We start from the raw sequence: 22,944 nt of genomic DNA, 5'->3' as shown, positions 1-22,944 counted from the left end.
TCGCTTCGACGGATAGGCCGCCCATAAAAAATCCCCGCATTGTTGAATGCGGGGATTTTTTAACGCAGAGCCAGGCTTTAAAGCACTGACTGACCGCTCAACGCCAGGTCCAGCAACTCACGGTTAGCCACCGCGTACATGGCGTAGTCCGTGCCAACCGCAGCACGAATTTCAACCATCATCGCCACCCAACGATCGGCCATGTCTTTGTGCTGCTCAAGCCACAGGGCCACGCGGGCTTCCATGTCTTGTGGCGCGTCGGCCATTTGCAGAACAGAGATAGTGATCGCCCGTTGCTGCCAGTCCACGTCGTCGCGGAAGGCTTCGCGGGCCTGGGCCTGCCAGTTGTTGGCCACTGGCAGATCGCTGATCTGCTGCAGGTACCATGGCAAGTCCAGGGCGCTGCCGACGGCGAAGTAGGCCTTGGCCACTTCGGCGGCGTCATGCCCGGTCACGTCCGCGGCTTCGATGATCGGCAACAAGGTGTACAGGTGAGTCGTACCTGCAACCATGCGCGCCAACAGCTCAGGCACACCGGCTTCGGTGTACTTGCCGTAGCGGTTCTGCCAGCCTTCGCGGGTCGGGCCCTCCAGCAGTTCGTCAAGCTTGAGGCCCAACGCCGCCAGGTGCGGACCGAAGTGCGCGGTGTCACGACCAGCGTCCTGCTCGTTGCGACGGCTGCGCAGGAACCAGCGCGTAGCACGACGGCCCAGGCGCATCAGCTCGTCCATCAGCTCCAGTTGCACGTCAGCGGAAACCTGGTGGTCCAGGGCTTCGATCTGACGGAACCAGTGCGGGAGGTGGAAGATGTCACGCACGATCACATAGGCGCCCGCCACGTTCGCCGGGCTCATGCCGGTCGACTCTTTGAGCCGTTGAACGAAGGTGATGCCCATGTGGTTGACCAGGTCGTTGGCGATCTGGGTGCTGACGATCTCGCGCTTCAGACGGTGACGACGCATGGCCTCGCCGAACTTGGCGACCAGGCTCGGTGGGAACGCGGTCTCCATGTCACGGGTCAGGTAGTCGTCATCCGGCACCAGCGACTTGAGCAGGGCTTCCTTGAGGTCGATCTTGCTGTACGAGATCAGCACCGACAGTTCCGGACGGGTCAGGCCCTTGCCGGTCGCGGCGCGCTCGGTGAGCTGCTCCTCGGTCGGCAGGTACTCGATGGCGCGGTCCAGCTTGCCACGGCCTTCCAGATCGCTCATCAGGCGCTTGTATTCGGCGGCACGTTCGTAGGCACGGCGCGCGGCCAGGGACAGGGCCTGGGTCTGCTTGTAGTTGTTGCCCAACACCAGGCTGCCGACTTCGTCGGTCATGCTCGCCAGCAACTGGTTGCGTTGCTTGTCGGTCATGTCGCCGGCCTGCACCACTTCGTTGAGCAGGATCTTGATGTTCACTTCGTGGTCGGAGCAGTCCACACCACCGGCGTTGTCGATGAAGTCGGTGTTGGAACCGCCGCCATTGAGGCCGAATTCCACACGACCCAGTTGGGTCATGCCGAGGTTACCGCCCTCGCCCACCACCTTGCAGCGCAGCTCGTTGCCGTTGACGCGCAGGGCGTCGTTGGCCTTGTCGCCCACGTCGGCGTGGCTTTCGCTGCTGGCCTTGACGTAGGTGCCGATGCCGCCGTTCCACAACAGGTCTACCGGCGCCTTGAGCAAGGCGTTCAGCAGTTCGGTCGGGGTCAGCTTGTCGGCGGAGATGTCGAAGCGCTCTTTCATCTGTGGCGAGATGGCAATGCTCTTCGCGCTGCGCGAGAAGATACCGCCGCCTTCGGACATGATGCTGGTGTCGTAGTCGGTCCAGGCCGAACGCGGCAGCTCGAACATGCGCTGGCGCTCGACGAAGCTGGTGGCCGGGTTCGGGTTCGGGTCGATGAAGATGTGCAAGTGGTTGAAGGCCGCGACCAGTTGCAGCCTGTCGGACATCAACAGGCCGTTACCGAACACGTCACCGGCCATGTCGCCGACGCCCACCACGGTGATGCTGTCTTCCTGCACGTTGATGCCGCGCTCACGGAAGTGACGCTGCACGCCGACCCACGCGCCCTTGGCGGTGATGCCCATTTTCTTGTGGTCGTAACCGGCCGAACCACCGGACGCGAATGCATCACCCAGCCAGAAGCCGTAGTCGATGGCAATGCCGTTGGCGATGTCGGAGAAGGTCGCGGTGCCCTTGTCCGCCGCGACGACCAGGTACGGGTCATCGTCGTCATGACGCACGACGTTGGCCGGTGGCACCAGGGCGCCGTCTTTCAGGTTGTCGGTGATGTCCAACAGGCCAGAGATGAAGATGCGGTAGCAGGCGATGCCCTCGGCCGCGATCTCATCCCGGCTGCCGCCCAGTGGCAGGCGACGCGGCAGGAAGCCGCCCTTCGCACCCACTGGCACGATGACCGAGTTCTTCACTTGCTGAGCTTTTACCAGGCCGAGCACTTCGGTACGGAAGTCTTCTTCACGGTCGGACCAGCGCAGGCCGCCACGGGCCACGTTGCCGAAACGCAGGTGCACACCTTCAACGCGCGGCGAGTACACGAAGATTTCAAACTTCGGCACTGGTTTTGGCAGCTCGGGAATGGCACGCGGGTCGAACTTGAAGCTGAAGTACGACTTGTTCTGGCCGTTGGCGTCGGTCTGGTAGAAGTTGGTACGCAGGGTGGCCTTGATCAGGTCCAGGTAGCGACGCAGGATGCGGTCTTCGTTGAGCACCTGAACATCGTCCAGGGCGGTGAGGATCGCTTGCTCCAGGCGCTGCTGCTTGTCTTCCAGGTCTTCGCTGGTGAGCTTGCGCGCCAGGTAGAAACGGGTCTTGAACAACCGGGTCAACTCGCGGGCGATGTCGGTGTGGTTGTTCAAGGTGCTGGCGATGTAACCCAGGTCGAAGCCCAGGCGGATCTGCTTGAGGTAACGGGCGTAGGCACGCAGCAGGGCCACGTCGCGCCACGGCAGGCCAGCGGTGAGTACCAGGCGGTTGAACGCATCGTTCTCGGCGTCGCCATGCACGATGTGCACGAACGCGTCCTGCAGGGTGTCGTTGAGTTGCTGGATATCCAGGTTCACGCCTTCAGCGGCGATGAACGCGAAGTCATGGATCCAGAACTCACGGCCATTGGCGTGACGCAGGCGATACGGGAATTCACCCAGCACGCGCAGGCCGAGGTTTTCCAGGATCGGCAGCACGTCGGACAGGGCCAGCGGGGTGTCGGCGTGGTAGAGCTTGCAATGCAGCTCGCGCTGGCCGGAGACCTGGCCCAGTGGCTGGTAGAAGCTCATCACCAGCGGGTTGGCTTCGGTCAGGCTGTTGAGGTGCTGCATGTCGACCACGGCCGAATGCGCCGCGAAACGCTCGCGATAACCGGCCGGGAAGCCTTTCGGGAAGTCGGCCAGCACGTTGGTGCCCTGGGCTTCGCCGAAGCTTTCCACCACCAGGCTGGAGTAGTCGTCCTGCCAGCTGCGGCAGGCCTGCACCACTTCTTTTTCCAGTTGCAGCGGGTCGATGTCCAGGCGGTTCTTCGGGTCGACCCGCAGAATCAGTTGTACACGGGCCAGCACGGACTCGGAGAAGAAAGTCCAGAACTCGCAGTCCGAGGCTTTCAGGCGATCCATCAGCACTTGCTGGATCTTCTGGCGCACTTCGGTGGAGTAGATGTCACGCGGCACGTAGGCCAGGCAGTAGCAGAAACGGCCGTACGGGTCTTTGCGCAGGAACACGCGGATCTTGTTGCGCTCCTGGATCTGCACGATGGACATCACGGTGCTGAACAGCTCGTCGACCGGGGTCTGGAACAGGTCGTCACGTGGCAGTACTTCAACCACCTGCGCCAGTTCCTTGCCCAGGTGAGCCTTGGCCTGGAAGCCCGAGCGGCGCTCGATTTCCGCAACCTTGCGACGGATGTACGGGATCACTCGCACGCTTTCGCCGTACACCGACGAGGTGTACAGGCCCATGAAACGGTGTTCCTTGATGACCTTGCCGTCGGCGCTGATCTCACGGATCGACACGTAGTCCGGATACGCCGGGCGGTGTACGCGGCTTGGGTGTGCAGCCTTGGCGAACGACAGCACGGTCGGTTCACGCAGGTAGGCCACGGCGTAGTCTTCGATGCGGGTGTCTTCGGCGGTGAGGCCGGCACGCAGCAACTTGGTCAGGCCGAGGAACGAACCGGCGTCATATTCGATATGACCGCCATCCGCCTCGTCACGTACCACAAACTCTTCATAGCCGAGGAAGGTGAAGTGGTTGCCCACCAGCCATTCCAGGAAGCTCTTGATCTCGGCTTTTTCTTCGCCGTCGATGGCGAACTGGCTGGCATCAATGCCAGCCAGCAGGTCCTGGACCTTGGCTTTCATCGGTTCGAAATCGGCCACGGCCACGCGCACTTCGCCCAGTACCTGCTCAAGCTCTTTGCTCAGCACGTTCAGTTCGGCGGCGTTGGCGCAGCGGTCGATCTCCAGGTACATCAGCGATTCTTGCTGGATGCCTTCGCCCTGGGTGCCTTTTGGCAGGATTTCCAGCAACTCGCCCTTGGCGCCACGGCGCACGCTGAGCACGGTGGTTTGCAGGGTGTGGATGCTGTAGCCACGGCGGTTCAGCTCGGTGCGTACCGAGTCCACCAAAAATGGCAGGTCATGGTGCAGTACTTCGACCGCGGTGTGGGTCGACTGCCAGCCATGACGTTCGTAATCGGGGTTGTAGACCCGCACTTGCGGTTGGGTGTGATCAAAGCGCTCAAGCAGGCGCCACGCAGAGAGGGTGCAACCGGCCAGGTCGGAAAGGCGACGTTGGGTCAGTTCGTCGAGGGAAATGATGCCGAAGAATTGTTCAGCGAACAGCGCCACTTGTGGCAGTGCCTGTTCACTGATGTGCTGCGCCAGTGCCGCTTGCAGTTGATGCTGGAAGTCGGCCTTGCTGGCTGCGGTGAAGAACGCCATCTGTGGTACTCCGCTTGGGCTTGTTATTGATGGAAGCGTCGCGTGTTATCCCCTTGCGGGGAGACCGTCAGCTCTGTTCGCAGGTTAACCATAGCGAATCGGAGTGACAGGTGGGTGAAGCTGGACAAGACAATGAGGTCACATACAACTTCCATAAGATGCACACCTTGCCGGGTGACGGTACGACGGGCAGGTCAGGCGCCAGGCACGTGCACATCCATTGCGCAGCTTAACGAGTGTAGGAAGACAGCTGCTTGCGACGCTGCGACATATTCGGACATCGGTACGCAGGCTTGGAGTTGCGACTCTTGCAACCCTGACTTTGCGGTGAAAAAACGGGTGTCTTTCACGGCCACGAGTACCGAAAATGACTGATAGCTACCTTAAGGTCATGCCAGAGGTCTGACACAGGATGCAGCACAAAATTCGCGCCAGTGGCACAATTGCTCGCATTACGCCTTATCCCAGACAGGATTGCCCATGCTGCAACTGAAAACCGACGCTCTGATGGCCACCCCGTGCGACGACGAAGAAGACAACATGGCCATGCTCTGCTGTCACGGCAAGAACGGCGAGATGTTCATGCTGAGCCGTTACCCGGACGAAGAAGAAGTGGAGCTGACCTGGGACTACGAGCCGTCGACCCTGGACGGGCTGAAGATCACACTGAGCGCCACGACCCTGTTGGTAGAACTGGCAGCCGGCGATGCCGACGCACTGGGCGGCAAGGACCAGTTGGAGATCACCCACGCCACCGCTGCCTCGGACCTGGCCGAAGTGGAAGAAACCCTGCAAAACATCCTCAAGGGCACCGGCACCTACATTCGCACCTGACGCGGCCCCATTGCCTGTAGTGAGCGGGCTTGCCCCGCGCCGGGTGGCGAAGCCGCCCCAATCGGGGCGTTGCGGTGTTTCAGGGAGACCGGGGTGTGGGATTTTGGATCGCGGCACGCCCGGCGCGGGGCAAGCCCGCTCACTACAGCAATTGCGGGCGCCCACACAATATTCCTACAAGTTTTCCTAAAAATACTCCGCGCGCCGTTAGTCGCCACCCCCTTCGATGCATTAAAGTAAGCCTCCCAGGCCCGGTGTTTTTGATCGACACCCGGGCTCATCTCTCCAGGAACCGTCATCGATGGAACATCGTGAAGCGCTGCTTGCGCTGCGAACCTTTCTTTCTACGCAGATTCTCGGCCAGGAAAAACTCATCGATCGCCTGCTGATCGCCCTGCTCGCCGACGGCCACATGCTCGTCGAAGGCGCCCCGGGCCTGGCCAAGACCAAGGCCATCAAAGAGCTGGCCGAAGGCATTGAAGCGCAGTTCCATCGTATCCAGTTCACCCCCGACCTGTTGCCCGCCGACATCACCGGCACCGAGATCTATCGCCCGGAAACCGGCAGCTTCGTGTTCCAGCAAGGGCCGATCTTCCACAACCTGGTGCTGGCGGACGAAATCAACCGCGCACCCGCCAAGGTGCAATCGGCGCTGCTCGAAGCCATGGCCGAGCGCCAGGTCAGCGTGGGGCGCAGCACTTACGACCTGTCACCGCTGTTCCTGGTGATGGCCACGCAAAACCCGATCGAGCAGGAAGGCACCTACCCGCTGCCCGAAGCCCAGCTCGACCGTTTCCTGATGCACGTGAAAATCGGCTTCCCGGACGCCGCCGTCGAGCGGCGCATCCTGCAACAGGCCCGTGGCGAAGCGCTCAATGGTGAAACCAAGCCCGAGCGCCGCGTCAGCCAGCAAGCCATCTTCGCCGCCCGCAAGGAAATCCTTGGCCTGTACATGGCCGACGCGGTGGAGGAATACCTGGTGCAACTGGTGATGGCCACGCGCACGCCAGCCAAGTTCGACCCGGAAATGGCCGAGTGGATCGCCTACGGTGCCAGCCCCCGGGGCTCCATCGCCCTCGACCGCTGCGCCCGCGCCCATGCGTGGCTGGCCGGTCGCGATTTTGTCAGCCCGGAAGACATCCAGGCGGTGCTGTTCGACGTACTGCGCCACCGCATCATTCTGTCGTTCGAGGCCGAAGCGGCCGGTGTTGACCAGGACCGTGTGGTGCAGCGCATTCTCGACGTCGTTGCCGTCGCTTGAACCCCATGAACGCAAGCGATGGTATCCGCGTCACCCTCAGCGAATTGATCGAGATGCGCCATCGCGTGCGCGAAGTACAGCTGTTTTCCACCCCGAGCCAGCGCAGCCCGTTGATCGGTCTGCACCACTCCAAGCTGCGCGGGCGCGGTGTCGACTTTGACCAGGTGCGGGTCTACCAGGCCGGGGACGACGTGCGCACCATCGACTGGCGCGTCACCGCACGCACCCAGGAGCCGCACACCAAACTGTTCCACGAAGAACGCGAACGACCGATCTTCATCATGGTGGAACAAAGCTGCCGGCTGTTTTTCGGCTCCGGGCAGATGTTCAAATCAGTGCTGGCCGCGCAGGCCGCCAGCCTGATCGGCTGGGCAGCCCTGGGGCACAACGACCGCGTCGGCGGGCTGGTGTTCGGCGACAGCGAGCACTACGAAATCAAACCCCGGCGCAGCAAGCAAAGCCTGCTGCAACTGCTCAACCGCCTGGTGCGCGTCAACCAGAGCTTGAACACCGAGAGCCGCCCCGAAGCCGATGCGCTGGGCATGGCCCTGCGCCGTGGCCGCGAAGTGCTGCGCCCGGGCAGCCTGGTGATTGTGATCTGTGATGAACGCGCCCTCACCGAGGGTGCCGAGCAACAGCTGAGTCTTTTGTCACGGCATTGCGACCTGTTGCTGCTGCCGATCTCCGACCCGCTGGACCACGCCCTCCCCGCCGCCGGGCTGCTGCGTTTCGCAGAAAGAGGCGCACAGCTGGAACTGGACACGCTGAACTTCGATTTGCGCCAGGCCTACAAGGCCCAGGCCGAAGCACGCATTGCCCGCTGGGAACTGCTCGCGCAGAAACTGCGGATCCTGCTGATGCCCTTGAGCACCCAGAGCGAAATGGTCGAGCAGCTGCGCGAATACCTCAACCCGCAACGCCCGGTTAAAAAGCAATGAGCAGTCTCGACCAACTGCAACCGCTGATCGCGCCGCCCGCCATCGGCTTCTGGCCGCCTGCGCCGGGCTGGTGGCTGTTGCTGCTGTTGATCCCGCTGTTGGGCTGGGGTGCGTGGTCGCTGCGCCGCTTCCTGCCGTCCCGGCGCCCGGTGGCCCGCGCCGAACAGCCCCTGGACCCGTTGCGCATCGCCGCCCTCGCGGAACTGGCGCTGATGCCCAAGCCTTACGACGGAGCGCCTGCCGGCGCCTGGCTGCAGCAACTCAACGGCCTGCTCAAGCGCTTGTGTCGCAATGACTACCCTTACAGCCAGAGCCATACCCTCAACGGGCGCAAATGGCTGGCCTTCCTCGACAACCGCTGCCCGGCGGCGGGCCTGACGCGCTGGATGGTGCTGGTGGAAGGCGCCTACAAACCCGAATGCAAGCTGGACGACAAGGCCATCGCCGGCCTCACCCAGGCCGTCGACACCTGGATTCGCAAACATGTTTGAGTTCGCCTGGCCGTGGATCTTCGTCCTGTTGCCCTTGCCGTGGTTGATGCGCCTCGTGCTGCCGGTGGCCGACAGCGGCGAGCCGGCGCTGAAAGTCAGCTACCTCAGCGACCTTGAAGGCCTGGCCCGCCGCCGCGCCCGCGTGAACCTGCCGGGCTGGCGCCAACAGGCGCCGTTTGTGGTGCTGTGGCTGCTGCTGTTGACCGCCGCCGCGCGCCCGGAATGGCTCGGCGAACCGCTGCCGATTGCCGCCAGCGGTCGCGACTTGCTGGTGGCGGTGGACGTGTCCGGCTCCATGGACTTTCCCGACATGCACTGGCAGGACGACGATGTGAGCCGCCTGTCGCTGGTCAAACACTTGCTGGGCGACTTCCTCGAAGAGCGCGAAGGTGACCGCGTAGGCCTGATCCTGTTTGGCAGCCAGGCTTACCTGCAAGCCCCGCTGACCTTCGACCGCCGCACCGTGCGCGCCTGGCTGGACGAAGCGCGCATCGGCATCGCCGGCAAGAACACGGCTATCGGCGATGCTATCGGCCTGGCCCTGAAGCGTCTGCGCCAACGCCCGGCGCAGAGCCGCGTGCTGATCCTGGTCACCGACGGCGCCAACAATGCCGGGCAGATCGACCCGCTGACCGCCGCCCGCCTGGCCGCTGAAGAAGGCGTGAAAATCTACCCGATCGGCATCGGCGCCGACCCCGAGCAAACCGGCTCATTGGGCATCCTCGGTGTGAACCCGAGCCTGGACCTCGACGAACCCGCCTTGAAGGCCATTGCCGACGCCACGGGCGGGCATTACTTCCGTGCCCGTGACGGCGAAGAACTGCAGCAGATCAAGGAAACCCTCGACAAGCTCGAACCCGTGGCCCAGCAACCCACCCAGGCCCGCCCGGCCCAGGCGCTGTACAGCGCACCACTGGCGCTGGCGCTGGTGCTGAGCATGCTGCTGGTGATCCAGGAGCGCTGGCCGAACAACGCGCTGCAACGGCTGTTCAACAAACTCTCGAGCAAGGGCCACTTTCTGCAACAGCACCCTGAATGGCGCCAACGCCTCAAACGCCTGCGCTTGCGGAGGCGTCGATGATCGACCTGTGGCCGCACCTGTTCCGTCCCTGGTGGCTGTTGCTGCTGCCCTTGCTCGGCTGGTTGCTGTGGCAACTGTGGCACCGGCAGAAACGCGCCGGGCGCTGGCAGATGATCCTGCCACCAGCCTTTCACGCGGTATTGCTCAGTGGCGGCAACGGCCGCGAAAGCAAATCGCCGTGGGTGATACTGGGCATTGCCTGGCTGCTGGCCGTGCTGGCGCTGCTGGGGCCCAGTTGGCAACGGGTGGAGCAGTCCAGCCAGAAACCTTCCGACCCGTTGGTGGTGTTGCTGGAACTGACCCCGGAAATGCTCGCCACCGACAGCCCGCCCAACCGCCTGGAGCAAGCACGGCGCAAGCTGTATGACTTGTTGCAGGCGCGGGACAACGCCCCCACGGCGATTGTGGTGTACGCCGGCAGCGCCCACACGTTGGTGCCGCTGTCGGACGACCTGGCCACCAGCCGCAACCTGCTCGAAGCCCTGCGCCCCTCGATCATGCCGCAGCCTGGCCATCGCGCCGACCTGGCGGTTGAAAAGGCTTTGGGCCTGCTCAAACAAGGCGGCCTCGGCCAGGGGCGCTTGTTGCTGGTCGGCTCATCACTGTCCAAACAGGAACGCCAGGGCATTCGCCTGCTGCTGCAAAGTGGCCAGTCGCCGAGCCTGTCGATCCTCGGCATCGGCAGCCGCGAAGGCACGCCGGTGACCCAGGAAAGCGGCGAGTTCCTCAAGGACGAACAAGGCGCAATCCTGGTGCCACGCCTCGACAGCCCGACCCTCAAGGCTTTCGCCAGTGAGATGGGCGGCCGCTACCGAGCCGCGCGCCTGGACGACAAAGACCTGCGCCAACTGGGCCTGCTCGACGGCCCGCAAAGCCTGCGCAATGACGGCCAGTTGTTGCACCTGGACACCTGGGCCGACCAAGGCTATTGGCTGCTGCTGCCACTGTTGCTGCTGGCCGCCTGCGCCGGGCGCCGGGGCTGGTTGTTCTGCCTGCCGTTGCTGCTGCTCGGCGCGCCGCAGCCCAGCTATGCCTTTGAGCTGCAAGACCTGTGGCTGCGCCCCGACCAGCAAGGCCAGTACCTGCTCAAGCAAAAACGCCCCGCCGAAGCGGCCGAGCACTTCCAGGACCCGCAGTGGCAAGGCGTGGCGCTGTACGAAGCGGGCAACTACGCCGAGGCGATCAAACGCTTTGCCGAGGGCAACGACGCCTATTCCCACTACAATCGGGGTAATGCCCTGGCCAAGGCCGGTGAACTGGAGGCGGCCATCGATGCTTACGAGCAAGCCCTGGAAGCCCAGCCCGACCTGCAACCGGCCCTGAAAAACAAGGCGCTGGTGGAAACCCTGTTGCAGGAACAGGCGCAACCCGAGCCGCCCAAGCCTGCAAAAAACGAGGATGACGAAACCACCCAACCCGGCCAAACTGCGCAACCGGGCGCGACCGGGCAAAGTGCCACTGGCGCCGAACAGTCGTCACAGGGCCAGGACGACGCACAGGCTGGCGATACCCAGACCGGCGCCACACCGCAAGCAGGCGGTAACGAAGTACCCGGCAGCGAGTTGGGCGACGAGCAAACCACCACTCCGCCCCTGCGCCCTGCCGATGCCAGCATCGACGGCGAACACCGCCAGGCCCTGGAGCAATGGCTGCGGGAGATCCCGGACAACCCTGGCGAACTGCTGCGCCGCAAATTCTGGTACGAACAGCAACAACATCAGGACAAGACTCGATGATCCGCCGCCCCACCCTTCTGCTTCTGCTCGCGTTAACGGCAGGCCACGCCCAGGCGGCGAACCTGGTCGCCAGCGTCGACCGCAGCCGCCTCAATTCCGGGGAAACGGTGGAGCTGACGGTGGAATCCAGCGACGTGACCCAGTTCGGCAAGCCGGACCTGACGCCCCTGGACGCGCAGTTCGAAGTCAGTGGCACGCGCCAGATCAACCAGCTCACCACCCTGGGCGGCGACAACCACGCGACCACGCGCTGGATCATCACCCTGCTGCCCAAGGAAAACGGCAGCGTGGTCATCCCGCCGCTGCAAGTCGGCGAACTCAAGACCCAACCCATCACCCTGCAAGTGGTAGAAACCACCAGCCAGGACACCGCCGCCGAACTGGCCCCGGTGTTTATCGAAGCCAACCTCGACCAGAACACGGTGTACGTGCAAGCCCAGGCGCTGCTGACCGTGCGCGTGTACCACTCGGTGTCGCTGTATGACGACAGCAGCCTCACGCCGCTGCAGATCCCCGACGCACGTATCGAACAATTGGGTGAGTCACGCACCTACGAAAAAGTCATCAACAGCATCCGCCACGGCGTGATCGAAACCCGCTACGCGATCTACCCGCAACACAGCGGGGCCCTGGTGATTCCGGCGCAGACGTTCAGCGCAACGCTGGTGGAGTCGCGCCCACCCCAGGAGAACACGCTGCAAGGCACCAAGCCGGGCAAGCTGATCCACGTGAGTTCTGCCGAGCTCGCGCTGACGGTCAAGCCCAAGCCCGCCCTGTACCCGGCCGACGCGCCCTGGCTGCCGGCCCGCAGCTTGAACCTCACCGAAGGCTGGAACCCGGAGCCTGAGCATGTGCAGGTCGGCGATTCGCTGACCCGCAGCCTCACCGTCAAGGCCGAGGGGCTTTCCAGTGCGCAGTTGCCGGCCCTGCCCAGCAGCGACATCAATGGCCTGCGCCGCTACCCGGACCAGCCGGTGCTCGGTAACCAGAACAACGACCGTGGCCTGATCGGCAGCCGCGAAGACCGCGAAGCCCTGGTGCCGACCCGGGCGGGCGCAGTTGAACTGCCGGCCGTGGAGGTGGTGTGGTGGAACACCCACGAAGACCATCTCGAACGCACCACCCTGCCCGCCCGCACGTTGCAAGTGGCCACCAACCCGAGTCTGGTGGTGGACACCCCAGCCACGCCCACCGTGATCACCGCGCCGGACGATGAGCGCCTGTGGCTGTGGCAACTGAGCACGTTGATCCTGGCCTGCACCACGCTGCTGGGTTTTGGCCTGTGGTGGCGTGCACGTCGGCAACCGGCCGTGCAACGTGCTGCACAGACCGGCCCGAGCCCACGCACGCTGCTCGACGACCTCAAACGCGCCACCCAGGCCAACGACCCTCAGGCGACACGCCAAGCCCTGGATGCCTGGGCCCGCCAGCAACCGGAAACCCTGGCCGACATGGCGGCGCGGTTTGTGCCGCTGTCGGATGCGCTGGATGGGTTGAACGGCGCGCTGTACAGCGAAAGCGGCCAGTACTGGCTAGGCGAAGAGCTGTGGCGTGCGGTAAAAGCCATCCCTATGGCCGAACGCGAAGCAGACCCGGCCACCGACACCACCAGCTTGCCGCCGCTGTACCCCAAATAATTCGCCGCCCTCCTGTAGGAGCCGGCTTGCCGGCGATGACGGTGTATCAGTCAACACATTTGTTGGCTGACACACCGCCATCGCCGGCAAGCCAGCTCCTACAGGGGGTGAGCAGCTGCGGTGCTTTTACGGGTAAACTCCCCTCCTTTTCATCTATTCCACGGAGTTCGCCTTGCGTCTGTTTCACACCTCCGACTGGCACCTGGGCCAAAATCTTCACGGCCAGGAACGCGACTTCGAACACGCCTGTTTTCTCGAATGGCTGCTGGGCCAGCTCAAGGCCCAGCTGCCGGATGCGCTGCTGATCGCCGGCGATATCTTCGACACGGTCAACCCGCCGCTCAAGGCCCAGGAGCGCCTGTATGACTTCATCATCAGCGCCCACGAACAGAACCCCAAGCTGACCATCGTGATGATTGCCGGCAACCACGATTCCGGCTCCCGTATTGAACTGCCCGCGCCGCTGATGCGCCGCCTGCGCACCCACGCGCTGGGCCGTGTGTTGTGGCTGGACGACGGCCAACTGGATGCCGAGCGCCTGCTGATCCCCCTGCCGGATGCCAAGGGCAAGATCGCCGCCTGGTGCCTGGCGCTGCCCTTTTTGCGCCCGGCGGAAGTCACCGGCGCTCAGCTGGGTGACGACTACCTGCAGGGTATCGGCCAGGTGCATGAATGGCTGATCGCCGCCGCCAACGCCAAGCGCAAGAAAGGCCAGGCGCTGATTGCCATCAGCCATGCGCACATGGCCGGTGGGTCGGTATCGGAAGACTCCGAGCGCAGCCTGATTATCGGTAATGCCGAAGCGCTGCCCGCCAAGCTGTTCGACAGAAGCGTGGCGTACGTTGCCCTCGGCCATTTGCACAAGCCGCAAAAGGTCAACGGCGAAGAGCGCATTCGCTACAGCGGCTCGCCAATCCCGCTGTCTTTTTCCGAAATCGGCTACAAGCACCAGATTCTCGACGTGACGTTCCAGGGCCAAGCCCTGGTGGGTGTCGAACCGATCCTGATCCCGCGCTCGGTCGACCTGCAACGCCTGGAAGCCGCGCCCCTGGCGGAGATTCTCGCGCAGCTTGCCGAGTTGCCGGACATCGACCTGCTCGCCGAAACCCAACGTCACCCCTGGCTGGAAGTGCGTGTGCGCCTCGACGAGCCGCAACCCGACCTGCGCCAGCAGATCGAGACCGCCCTGCAAGGCAAGGCGGTGCGCCTGGTGCGCATCGCGGCCGAGTACGCGGGCAAAGGCAGCCGTGAGGAGGAAGGCGAAGATCGCCTGGTCGAACTTGACCAGCTCACGCCCCAGGAACTGTTCAGCCGTGCCTGGCAGGACAGCTATGGCAGCGAAGTGGACGAACAGACCTTGAAGGACTTCGCCGTGCTGCTCCAGGAAGTGCAACAGGAGGGCGAACAGCCATGAAGATCCTCGCCATCCGCCTGAAGAACCTGGCCTCCCTGGCCGGCCCGTTCGAGATCGATTTCACCGCCGAGCCCCTGGCCAGTGCTGGGTTGTTCGCGATTACCGGGCCGACCGGTGCCGGTAAAAGTACCTTGCTGGATGCCCTGTGCCTGGCGTTGTTCGGCGCCGTGCCGCGCCTGGGCGATACCGGCCAGGCGAAAATGCCGGATGCCGACAGCGATATTTCCATCGGTGACCCACGTACGTTGCTGCGTCGCGGCACCGGCGGCGGGTACGCCGAGGTGGATTTTGTCGGTGTCAGCGGCACGCGCTACCGCGCACGCTGGGAGGCCAACCGCGCCCGTGACAAGGCCAGTGGCAAGTTGCAGAACAGCCGCCAGAGCCTGATCGACCTGGACAGCGAGCAACTGCTGGCCAGTCAGAAAACCGAATACAAGACCCAACTGGAACTGGCCCTGGGGCTGAATTTCGAGCAATTCACCCGTGCGGTGTTGCTGGCGCAAAGCGAGTTCAGTGCCTTCCTCAAGGCCAACGACAACGAGCGCAGCGAACTGCTGGAGAAGCTCACCGACACCGCGCTTTACACCCAGCTCGGCCGGCGTGCCTTCGACAAGGCTAAAGAGGCCCGTGACGTACACAAGCAGTTGCAGGACCAGGCGGTTGGCGTGGTTCCCCTGGCGCCCGAAGCACGCGCTGAACTGGACCAGCAGTTTGACGCCGCGCAGCAGCAGCTCAAAACCCAGCAAGCCCAGTTCAAACAGCTGGAGCTTCAACACACCTGGCTCAAGGAATTGCGCGACTGGCAGGAACGCCAGCTGGCCGCCACCGAACAACTGCAACGCGCGCAAGCCGAATGGGAGAACCAGGGCCAGCAACGCGAAGACCTGAACCGCCTGGAGCAGTTGGCGCCGCAACGCCATCAGTTTGCGCGCCAAGCCGAACTCGGCGGCTTACTCGCCCCGTTGGCTGTGCAGATTCAATCGCACATCCAGCAACAAGCTGAACTGCATACCGCACAGGAACAGGCCCAGCAACAACAAGCCAACGCGCAAACTGCCTTGGCCGCAGCCCTGCAAAGCCAGACCGATGCAGGGCCTTTGCTGCGCCAGGCATTTGAAGAGCAAAGCACCCTCACCCGCTTAACCACCGAATTAGCCAAGCGCTCCGAAGAAAAACAGCAGCAGGAAAACGCCTGCACCGAAGGCCTGACACAGCTCAATGGCCTGCTGGACAAACAGAACCAGGTCGCAGAACGCCTGCAACGCCTGGCGACTGAGCTAGAGCGCAGTGCCGAATTCGCGCCCTTGAGCGATGCCTGGACGGCTTACCGCGACCGCCTGCAACAGCTGATGTTGATCGGCAATCGCCTGAACAAAGGCCACGCCGAACTGCCGCAACTGGAAGAACGCGCCACCCGCGCCGCCGAGCAGTTCACCGCGCAACGCGAAGCCCTGGACCTGCTGTATCAGGAAGCTGGCGCTGAACCCCATGCGGTGGCCGAGCAGATCCAATTGCTCGCCAGCCTGTTGCAGGACAATCGCAAGCAGCAACGCGCCTTCGAAGACCTGACGCGCCTGTGGGACAGCCAGCAACAGCTGGACCAGCAAGGCGCCACGCTGACGCAAAAACTCACCGATGCCCAACAGCAGCGCGAGCAACTGAACCAGACCGGCCTGCAAACCAAAGCCGAATTGACCGTTGCCGAACAAACACTGAGCGTGACCAAACAGCTGCTGGAACGCCAGCGCCTGGCGCGCAGCGCCAGCGTCGAAGAGTTGCGCGAGCAGCTGCAGGACGACCAGCCGTGCCCGGTGTGTGGCAGCCACGAGCACCCGTACCACCAGCCCGAAGCCCTGTTGCAAAGCCTCGGTCGGCATGACGAAAACGAAGAGGCCTCGGCACAGAAAGCCGTCGACACCCTCAAGGAAAAACTCACCGAGCTGCGCGGTGAAGTGGGCGGCCTGATCGCCCAGCAAAAGGAATACCTGCAACAACAGGAACAGCTGGCGACGCAACAGCAAGCCCTCAAGCCAAGCCTGGAGGCGCACCCGTTGTCTGCGGCCTTGTTCGACCAGGGCGCGGCCAAACGCAGCGCCTGGCTGGACCAGCAACTGGGCCAACTGACCCAGAGCATCACCCAGGACGAACAGCGCCAAGGCGCCCTGCTCAACCTGCAACAAAACGCCGGGCGCCTGCAGCAACAAGTGCAAGCCGCCCAGGAAGCCAGCCAACAGGCGCGCCAATTGCTGGTGGATCAGCAACGCGAGTTGGCCAACGACCGCGAACGTCTCGACGAGGAACTGAGCGCCTTCGCCAGCCTGCTGCCTGCGCACACCCTGGAAGGCTTGCGCACCGAGCCGGCCGCCACCTTCATGCAGCTGGATCAGCAGGTCAGCCAGCGCCTTGAACAGCTGGGCCACCAACGCGACGAGCTGGCCGAGCGGCAAGAACGCCAGCAGGTCATCGAGAAAGAACAGACCCACCAACAGCATCGCCAGCAACAACGCGATGTGCTGGTTCAACAGGTCAATGACCTGGCGGCCCAGCATCAGGCAGCCCAGGCCACGCTCGGCGCATTGCTCGGCGAACATACCAGCGCCGAACAGTGGCAACACCTGTTGGATGAGGCCGTCACCGGCTCACGCCAGAGCGAAACCGATGCCAGTAAACAGCTGCAAGAGATCCACAACGCACTGATCCAACTGGCGGCCGACCTCAAGGCCCAGCAGGAGCGTGAGCAGGCTTTGCAAGCCGAACAACAGACCCTCTCCAGTCGCCTCGGCGAGTGGCGTGCCCTACACCCGGAACTCGACGACGCCGGCCTGGACCGCTTGCTGGCCTACGACGACACCCAAGTCAGCCAGTTGCGCCAGCAACTGCAACACAGCGAAAAAGCCGTCGAGCAGGCCAAGGTCCTGCTGCAAGAGCGCGAGCATCTGCTGGCTCAGCATCAGGCCCAGCACAATGGCAACCTCGACGCCGAGGCATTGGACAGCGCCCTGGCCAGCCTCAACCAGCAGTTGGCCGACAGCGAAAAACACTGCGCCGAGTTGCGCGCGCGCCAATCCGAAGACCAGCGCCGCCAGGATGCCAACCAGGCCTTCGCCGAACAGATCACCCAGGCCTACGACGAGTGGCAGCGCTGGGCACGCCTGAACGCGTTGATCGGTTCTGCCACCGGCGATACGTTCCGCAAGATCGCCCAGGCCTACAACCTCGACCTGCTGGTGCACCACGCCAACGTACAACTGCGCCAGCTGGTGCGGCGCTACCGCCTCAAGCGCGGCGGCAGCATGCTCGGTTTGTTGGTGATGGACACAGAGATGGGCGATGAACTGCGCTCGGTGCACTCGTTGTCCGGCGGTGAAACCTTCCTGGTGTCCCTGGCGCTGGCCCTGGGCCTGGCGTCGATGGCGTCGAGCACGTTGAAGATCGAGTCGCTGTTTATCGATGAAGGTTTTGGCAGCCTGGATCCGGAATCGCTGCAACTGGCGATGGATGCGCTGGACGGCTTGCAGGCCCAGGGCCGCAAGGTCGCAGTGATTTCCCACGTGCAGGAAATGCACGAGCGCATCCCGGTGCAGATCCAGGTCAAGCGCCAAGGCAATGGCTTGAGCACCCTGGAGGTCAAGTGAGCGAAGCGCTGCTGTATTCGTTCCGGCGCTGCCCCTATGCGATGCGCGCGCGGCTGGCGTTGCGTTACTCGGGCGTGCCAGTGCGTATTGTCGAGGTGAGCCTCAAGGCCAAGCCCGCCGAGATGCTGGCGTTGTCGCCCAAGGGCACGGTGCCGGTGTTGAGCGTTGACGGGCGAGTGATCGAAGAAAGCTTGGAGATCATGCAGTGGGCCTTGGCCCAGAACGACCCGGATAACTGGTTGTTGCAAGGCGACCCGGCGATATTGGCGTTGATCGCCGAAAACGACCAGGACTTCAAGTATTACTTGAATCGATACAAGTACGCCGAGCGCTACCCCGAGCAGCCGATGGAACATTATCGGGCCGGGGGCGAGGTGTTCCTGCAGAAGCTGGAGAGTTTGCTGGCTGAGCGGGATTACCTGGTGGCCAACCACCTGACCCTGGCGGATGCTGCACTGGCGCCCTTCGTGCGTCAGTATGCCCATGTGGATCGAGTGTGGTTTGCCGGAACTTCGTATAAGCGGTTACAGGTTTGGCTTGAGCGCTTTCTGGCGTCGCCATTGTTCATGGCGGTAATGGCGAAACCTTGAATACCGCGTCGTCTTCATCGCCCGCAAGCGGGCTCCTACATTAGGCGATGCGCACAACACTGTAGGAGCCGGCTTGCCGGCGATAGGGCCTCAAAGACAACCATCGCCCTCAGCAGGCACATCAGCTCACTGCTGGGTCTTGTGATCCAGGGCCGCGTAGAAGTTGGCGCTCTGTTGCAGGTATTTCTGGGTGTAGGCGCTGGTGCTGGATTTTTTGCCGGTGACTTCCACGCTGGCGGCGGCAGGCAGGGCCACAGTGGCGGAAACGGCGGAAGCGGCGATGATCGAGAAGAGATTCAAATTCATGTCGGTAACCCTTGTGTTCGTCTGGTTGAGTGGCCGGTGAAGGCCTTGGAACCAAACTTACGCCCGAGGGTTAAACCTTAGAAATGCTTTGAAACAGTAGCCGCTATTAATGGAATTAATAGAAAGGGTCAGGCCCCGCAATACGGGGCCTGCGGCTTACTGACGCACCAGGAACTTGAGGTCGCTGGGCGCATCGATGGCCAGTTTTTGCACGGTTTTGCCGAGCAGACCGGTCTTGGGATCGCGTTCGACCACCACGATTTCGTTACTTTTCTGGTTGGCGATCAGCAAAAACTTGCCGCTCGGGTCCAGGCTGAATTCGCGCGGGTGGTCGCCTTCCACGGAGCGGCGCTGCAGCTCCTTGAGGTGCGCGGTGGCCGGATCGATGCTGAACACCAGCATCTGGTTGGCGGTGCCACGGTTGCTCACGTAGAGGAACTTGCCGTCACTGGACGCATGCAACGCGGCGCCGGCCTTGTCGGACACTGGTTGGTCAGCGGCGAAGTCCACCAGTTGGGTCTGGCTGAGCTTGCCGTCGTTGTAATCGAACACTGCGACTTGCGCGCTCATCTCGGTGGTCAGCCAGGCATGCTTGCCGTCGGCGCTGAACAACAGGTGCCGAGGGCCGCTGCCCGGGGGCAGTTGCACCGCGGCCGGGTTGGCCGGGGTCAGCGGCAGTTCATGGTTGGCCTTGGGGTCGTAACGGTAGGCAAACACCTTGTCTGCACCCAGGTCCTGCACAAACACGTACTTGCCGTCTGGCGAAGACACCACCGAGTGCACATGGTTGGACGCCTGGCGCTCAGGGTTCACGCGGCTGGCCGGGTGCCCGCTCAACTGCACCGGCGCCGACAGCTTGCCATTGGCGTCCAGCGGCAGGATCGCCAGGCTGCCGCCCGGGTCTTCCAGTACCGAATAGTTGGCGACGAACAGGTAGCGGCCATCGGCGGCTACGCTGGAGTGCGTGGGCTCATTGCCCAGGCTCTGCACCTGGTTGATCAGGGTGAGCTGATGGTTCTGCGGGTCGATGCTGTAGCTGCTGACACGTCCCACCGGGTCTTTCTGGCCCGGGCCGTTCTCGTTGACCACATACAGGTGCTTCTGGTCTTTGGAGATCGTCAGCCACGACGGGTTGGCCGCCTTGGCCGCCAGTACCGGCTTGCCGCTGAACTGCCCGGTACGGCTGTCGAATTGCAGGCGGTAGATCCCTTCGCTGGTACCGGCGGTGTAGCTGCCTACCAGCAATTCGTAGGTATCCGCCGGGGCGGCTTGCACCGACATGGCACCGACACTGCCCGCCATCAGCAGGGGCCAGAATTTACGCATCATCATCCGCTTCGTCCTCGTCGTTGTTATTGTCGCCCTTGATCGCGCTCAAACAGACTAGACGGTGTTCACCGTCTTCGTTGTTCAAAAGCCAGCTCTGCAAGCTGTCGTCAAAGGTGGCGGCATTGAGTTGTTCTGGACTGAACTTCCAACGCTTGAGTTCCCGGCCATCCATGCTTTCGATCAGCAGATGCTGGTCAAACGTGAAGTCGAAGGCGTGCAGCCCGTTGATGATCAGCATGTCGCTGTCGTTGAGGGCTTTGCTCAGGTCTGGTGTTGCGTCGGTCATGATGTGAAATCACTGCGGGGGAAAAGACACATGATAGGTCAATTCCCCCGCCGTGCCTTGCGGCAATGGTCTAAATCGATCAGTGCGCGAAGAGTGAATTGCCCTTCTGCCCCGCCAACTTCTCCGGCTTGATCAGGAACCGCGCCAGCGCCGGCAGCAGCCACAGCGCACCGAACATGTTCCACAGCAACATGAAGGTCAGCATCAGGCCCATGTCGGCCTGGAACTTGATGGCCGAGAAGATCCAGGTGCACACGCCGATCGCCAGGCACAGGCCGGTGAACAGCACGGCTTTACCGGTGGACTTGAGCGTCTGGTAGTACGCCTCTTGCAGTGGCAGACCGGCACGCAGGAAGCTTTCCAGGCGGCTGTAGATGTAGATGCCGTAGTCCACGCCAATCCCCACGCCCAGGGCCACCACCGGCAAGGTTGCGACCTTGACGCCGATGCCCATGAACGCCATCAGCGCGTTGCCCAGCACCGAGGTCAGCACCAGCGGCAACACGATGCACAGGGTGGCCGCCCAGGAACGGAAGGTGATCATGCACATGGTGGCCACGCACAGGTACACCAGGATCAGGATGGTCAGTTCCGACTCCTTGATCACCTCGTTGGTGGCGGCTTCGATCCCGGCATTGCCCGCCGCCAGGATGAATTCCAGGCCATCCTTGTTGTTTTCCTTGGCGAAGTCCTGCACCGCATGCACCGCGCGGTCGAGGGTTTCGGCCTTGTGGTCGTTGAGGAACACCAGCACCGGCGCCAGCGAACAATTGTTGTTGTACAGGCCGTCAGCCCGGGCGATGGAGTTGTTCAATACATCCGGGTTACGCGACAGGGTCTCCCATTTCAGGTTGCCCTCGTTCATGCCCTTGATCATCTGCTTGGACACGGTGACCAGCGAGATGGCCGACTGCACGCCCTCGGTGTTCTGCATCTTCCACATCAACTGGTCGATGGGCGCCATGGCCTCATAGCGTGAGCAGCCTTCAGCCTTGGTCTTGACCATCACCACCAGCACGTCGGAGCTGGTGGAGTAGTTGCTGATGATGAAGTTGTTGTCCTTGTTGTAGCGCGAGTCCGGGCGCAGTTCCGGCGCGCCTTGGTCGAGGTCGCCGATCTTGAGGTTCTGGCTGTACCAGAGGCCGCCGCCAAAGGCGACCACGGCCAGGGCAATGGAGATCGGCGCGACTTTGGGGCTGGCAAAGTTCGACAGCAGGCGCCAGAACGAGTGTTCGCGGTTGGCGTCCTTTTTGCTCTTGGCGATGGCGCGCTTGCTGATGCCCACGTAGGAAATCGCCACCGGCAGCAGGATCAGGTTGGTGAACACAATCACCGCCACACCGATGGAGGCGCCGATGGCCAGTTCACGGATCACGCCGATATCGATGATCAGCAGCGTGATGAAGCCCACCGCGTCGGCGAGAATCGCGATCATGCCGGGCAGGAACAGCTGGCGGAATGTGCGTCGCGCCGCTGTCAGCGCGTTGTCGGCTTCACTGGATTGCAAAGCAATGCCGTTGATCTTCTGCACGCCGTGGGAAATACCAATGGCGAAGATCAGGAACGGCACCAGCATCGAATACGGATCAAGGCCGAAACCGAAGAAGTGCATCAACCCCAGTTGCCAGATCACCGCCACCAGCGTGGTGCTCAACACCGCGACGGTGCTGCGCAGGCAGTTGGTGAACCACAGCAGCAGGATCAGGGTGATGACAAACGCGACGCCGAAGAACATCACCACCATCACCAGGCCATCGATCAGGTCGCCGACCTTCTTGGCGAAACCGACGATGTGGATCTTGACGTTGGGGTTCTGCGCTTCGAACTTGTCGCGGATCTTGTCTTCCAGTTCGTGGGAGAACTTGCGGTAGTCCAGGGCGAGCAACTTGCCCTGGTCCTGTGGGTCCGGGTAGGACTCCAGCAGCGGGATATCGACGATGCTCGACTTGAAGTCGTTGGACACCAGGCGTCCGACCTGGCCGGACTTGAGCACGTTGTTGCGCAGCTGGTCGAGGCTTTCCGGCGAGCCGTTGTAGCTTTGCGGGATCACTTCACCGCCCGCAAAGCCTTCTTCGGTCACTTCGGTCCAGCGCACGCTGGGGCTCCACAGCGACTTGAGGCCCGAGCGGTCGACGCCGTTGATGTAGAACACCTCGTCGTTGATCTGACGCAGGGTCTCCATGTATTCCTTGGTGAAGATGTCACCGTCCTTGGCCTCCACCGAGATGCGCACCGTGTTGCCCAGGTTCGCCAGGTCATTGCGGTGCTCCATCATCTTCTCGATGAAGGGGTGCTTGAGGGGGATCATCTTTTCAAAGCTGGTGGACGGGCGAATCAACGTCGCCTGCCAGAACAGAAAAATACTCACCAGCAGGCAGATCACGATCACTGCCGGGCGGTTGTTGAAGATCAGGCGCTCAAGAAAGGTCGCTTTATCGTTGTGATGACTGCTCATTCTTTCCCCGCCTT

General features: G+C 62.7%; 15 protein-coding genes. 10 read left to right on the top strand and 5 right to left on the bottom strand.

The window, feature by feature from the left end; genetic code table 11:
- Positions 1 to 77: 77 nt before the first annotated feature.
- Entirely contained in the window at positions 78 to 4,937 is a 4,860-nt protein-coding gene (locus HX792_RS09310) for an NAD-glutamate dehydrogenase (protein ID WP_176995790.1), read from the bottom strand.
- 480 nt (positions 4,938 to 5,417) lie between these two features.
- On the opposite strand from HX792_RS09310, the gene HX792_RS09305 reads away from it, so the two are divergent.
- The 10 genes from HX792_RS09305 to HX792_RS09260 all read left to right on the top strand — a co-directional run bounded on the left by HX792_RS09305 (position 5,418) and on the right by HX792_RS09260 (position 18,554).
- Positions 5,418 to 5,771: a hypothetical protein gene (locus HX792_RS09305; RefSeq protein ID WP_176995789.1), complete on the top strand. Its 354-nt coding sequence runs from the start codon at positions 5,418 to 5,420 to the stop codon at positions 5,769 to 5,771.
- A 301-nt stretch (positions 5,772 to 6,072) separates the two neighbouring features.
- On the top strand, positions 6,073 to 7,032 hold the full coding sequence (locus tag HX792_RS09300; protein ID WP_123718598.1) for a MoxR family ATPase: 960 nt from the start codon (positions 6,073 to 6,075) through the stop codon (positions 7,030 to 7,032).
- Positions 7,033 to 7,037: 5 nt separating this feature from the next.
- The gene (locus HX792_RS09295; RefSeq protein ID WP_049712996.1) at positions 7,038 to 7,970 is read left to right on the top strand and encodes a DUF58 domain-containing protein; all 933 of its coding nucleotides are present in this window, start codon (positions 7,038 to 7,040) and stop codon (positions 7,968 to 7,970) included.
- Positions 7,967 to 8,461: a DUF4381 domain-containing protein gene (locus HX792_RS09290; RefSeq protein ID WP_176995788.1), complete on the top strand. Its 495-nt coding sequence runs from the start codon at positions 7,967 to 7,969 to the stop codon at positions 8,459 to 8,461. The genes HX792_RS09295 and HX792_RS09290 overlap by 4 nt, the downstream gene beginning before the upstream one ends.
- The gene (locus HX792_RS09285; RefSeq protein ID WP_176995787.1) at positions 8,454 to 9,542 is read left to right on the top strand and encodes a VWA domain-containing protein; all 1,089 of its coding nucleotides are present in this window, start codon (positions 8,454 to 8,456) and stop codon (positions 9,540 to 9,542) included. The genes HX792_RS09290 and HX792_RS09285 overlap by 8 nt, the downstream gene beginning before the upstream one ends.
- Positions 9,539 to 11,278 (top strand): tetratricopeptide repeat protein, encoded by a 1,740-nt coding sequence (locus HX792_RS09280; RefSeq protein ID WP_176995786.1) that lies wholly within the window; start codon positions 9,539 to 9,541, stop codon positions 11,276 to 11,278. The genes HX792_RS09285 and HX792_RS09280 overlap by 4 nt, the downstream gene beginning before the upstream one ends.
- Positions 11,275 to 12,915 (top strand): BatD family protein, encoded by a 1,641-nt coding sequence (locus tag HX792_RS09275; RefSeq protein ID WP_176995785.1) that lies wholly within the window; start codon positions 11,275 to 11,277, stop codon positions 12,913 to 12,915. The genes HX792_RS09280 and HX792_RS09275 overlap by 4 nt, the downstream gene beginning before the upstream one ends.
- Positions 12,916 to 13,087: 172 nt before the next feature.
- The gene (locus HX792_RS09270; protein WP_176995784.1) at positions 13,088 to 14,329 is read left to right on the top strand and encodes an exonuclease SbcCD subunit D C-terminal domain-containing protein; all 1,242 of its coding nucleotides are present in this window, start codon (positions 13,088 to 13,090) and stop codon (positions 14,327 to 14,329) included.
- Complete coding sequence (locus HX792_RS09265) at positions 14,326 to 17,964, top strand: AAA family ATPase (protein ID WP_176995783.1); 3,639 nt, start codon at positions 14,326 to 14,328, stop codon at positions 17,962 to 17,964. Before HX792_RS09270 ends, HX792_RS09265 begins: the two co-directional genes overlap by 4 nt.
- Positions 17,961 to 18,554, top strand: a complete 594-nt coding sequence (locus HX792_RS09260; RefSeq protein ID WP_176995782.1) for a glutathione S-transferase — start codon at positions 17,961 to 17,963, stop codon at positions 18,552 to 18,554. Before HX792_RS09265 ends, HX792_RS09260 begins: the two co-directional genes overlap by 4 nt.
- A gap of 126 nt (positions 18,555 to 18,680) precedes the next feature.
- On the opposite strand, the gene HX792_RS09255 is transcribed toward HX792_RS09260, so the two are convergent.
- The 4 genes from HX792_RS09255 to HX792_RS09240 form a co-directional block, all read right to left on the bottom strand.
- Positions 18,681 to 18,860 (bottom strand): hypothetical protein, encoded by a 180-nt coding sequence (locus tag HX792_RS09255; RefSeq protein WP_010210027.1) that lies wholly within the window; start codon positions 18,858 to 18,860, stop codon positions 18,681 to 18,683.
- 156 nt (positions 18,861 to 19,016) lie between these two features.
- Positions 19,017 to 20,192, bottom strand: coding sequence for a lactonase family protein (locus HX792_RS09250; RefSeq protein ID WP_176995781.1), 1,176 nt, complete (start codon positions 20,190 to 20,192; stop codon positions 19,017 to 19,019).
- On the bottom strand, positions 20,179 to 20,475 hold the full coding sequence (locus HX792_RS09245) for a DUF5629 family protein (protein ID WP_176995780.1): 297 nt from the start codon (positions 20,473 to 20,475) through the stop codon (positions 20,179 to 20,181). The genes HX792_RS09250 and HX792_RS09245 overlap by 14 nt, the downstream gene beginning before the upstream one ends.
- A gap of 79 nt (positions 20,476 to 20,554) precedes the next feature.
- Positions 20,555 to 22,930 (bottom strand): RND family transporter, encoded by a 2,376-nt coding sequence (locus HX792_RS09240; RefSeq protein ID WP_176995779.1) that lies wholly within the window; start codon positions 22,928 to 22,930, stop codon positions 20,555 to 20,557.
- Positions 22,931 to 22,944 lie beyond the last annotated feature (14 nt).

The organism is Pseudomonas sp. B6002 (assembly GCF_013385985.1).
Taxonomy (GTDB): domain Bacteria; phylum Pseudomonadota; class Gammaproteobacteria; order Pseudomonadales; family Pseudomonadaceae; genus Aquipseudomonas.
Note: the sequence above shows the minus strand (reverse complement) of the source record. Positions and strands in the feature narration are given on the sequence as shown.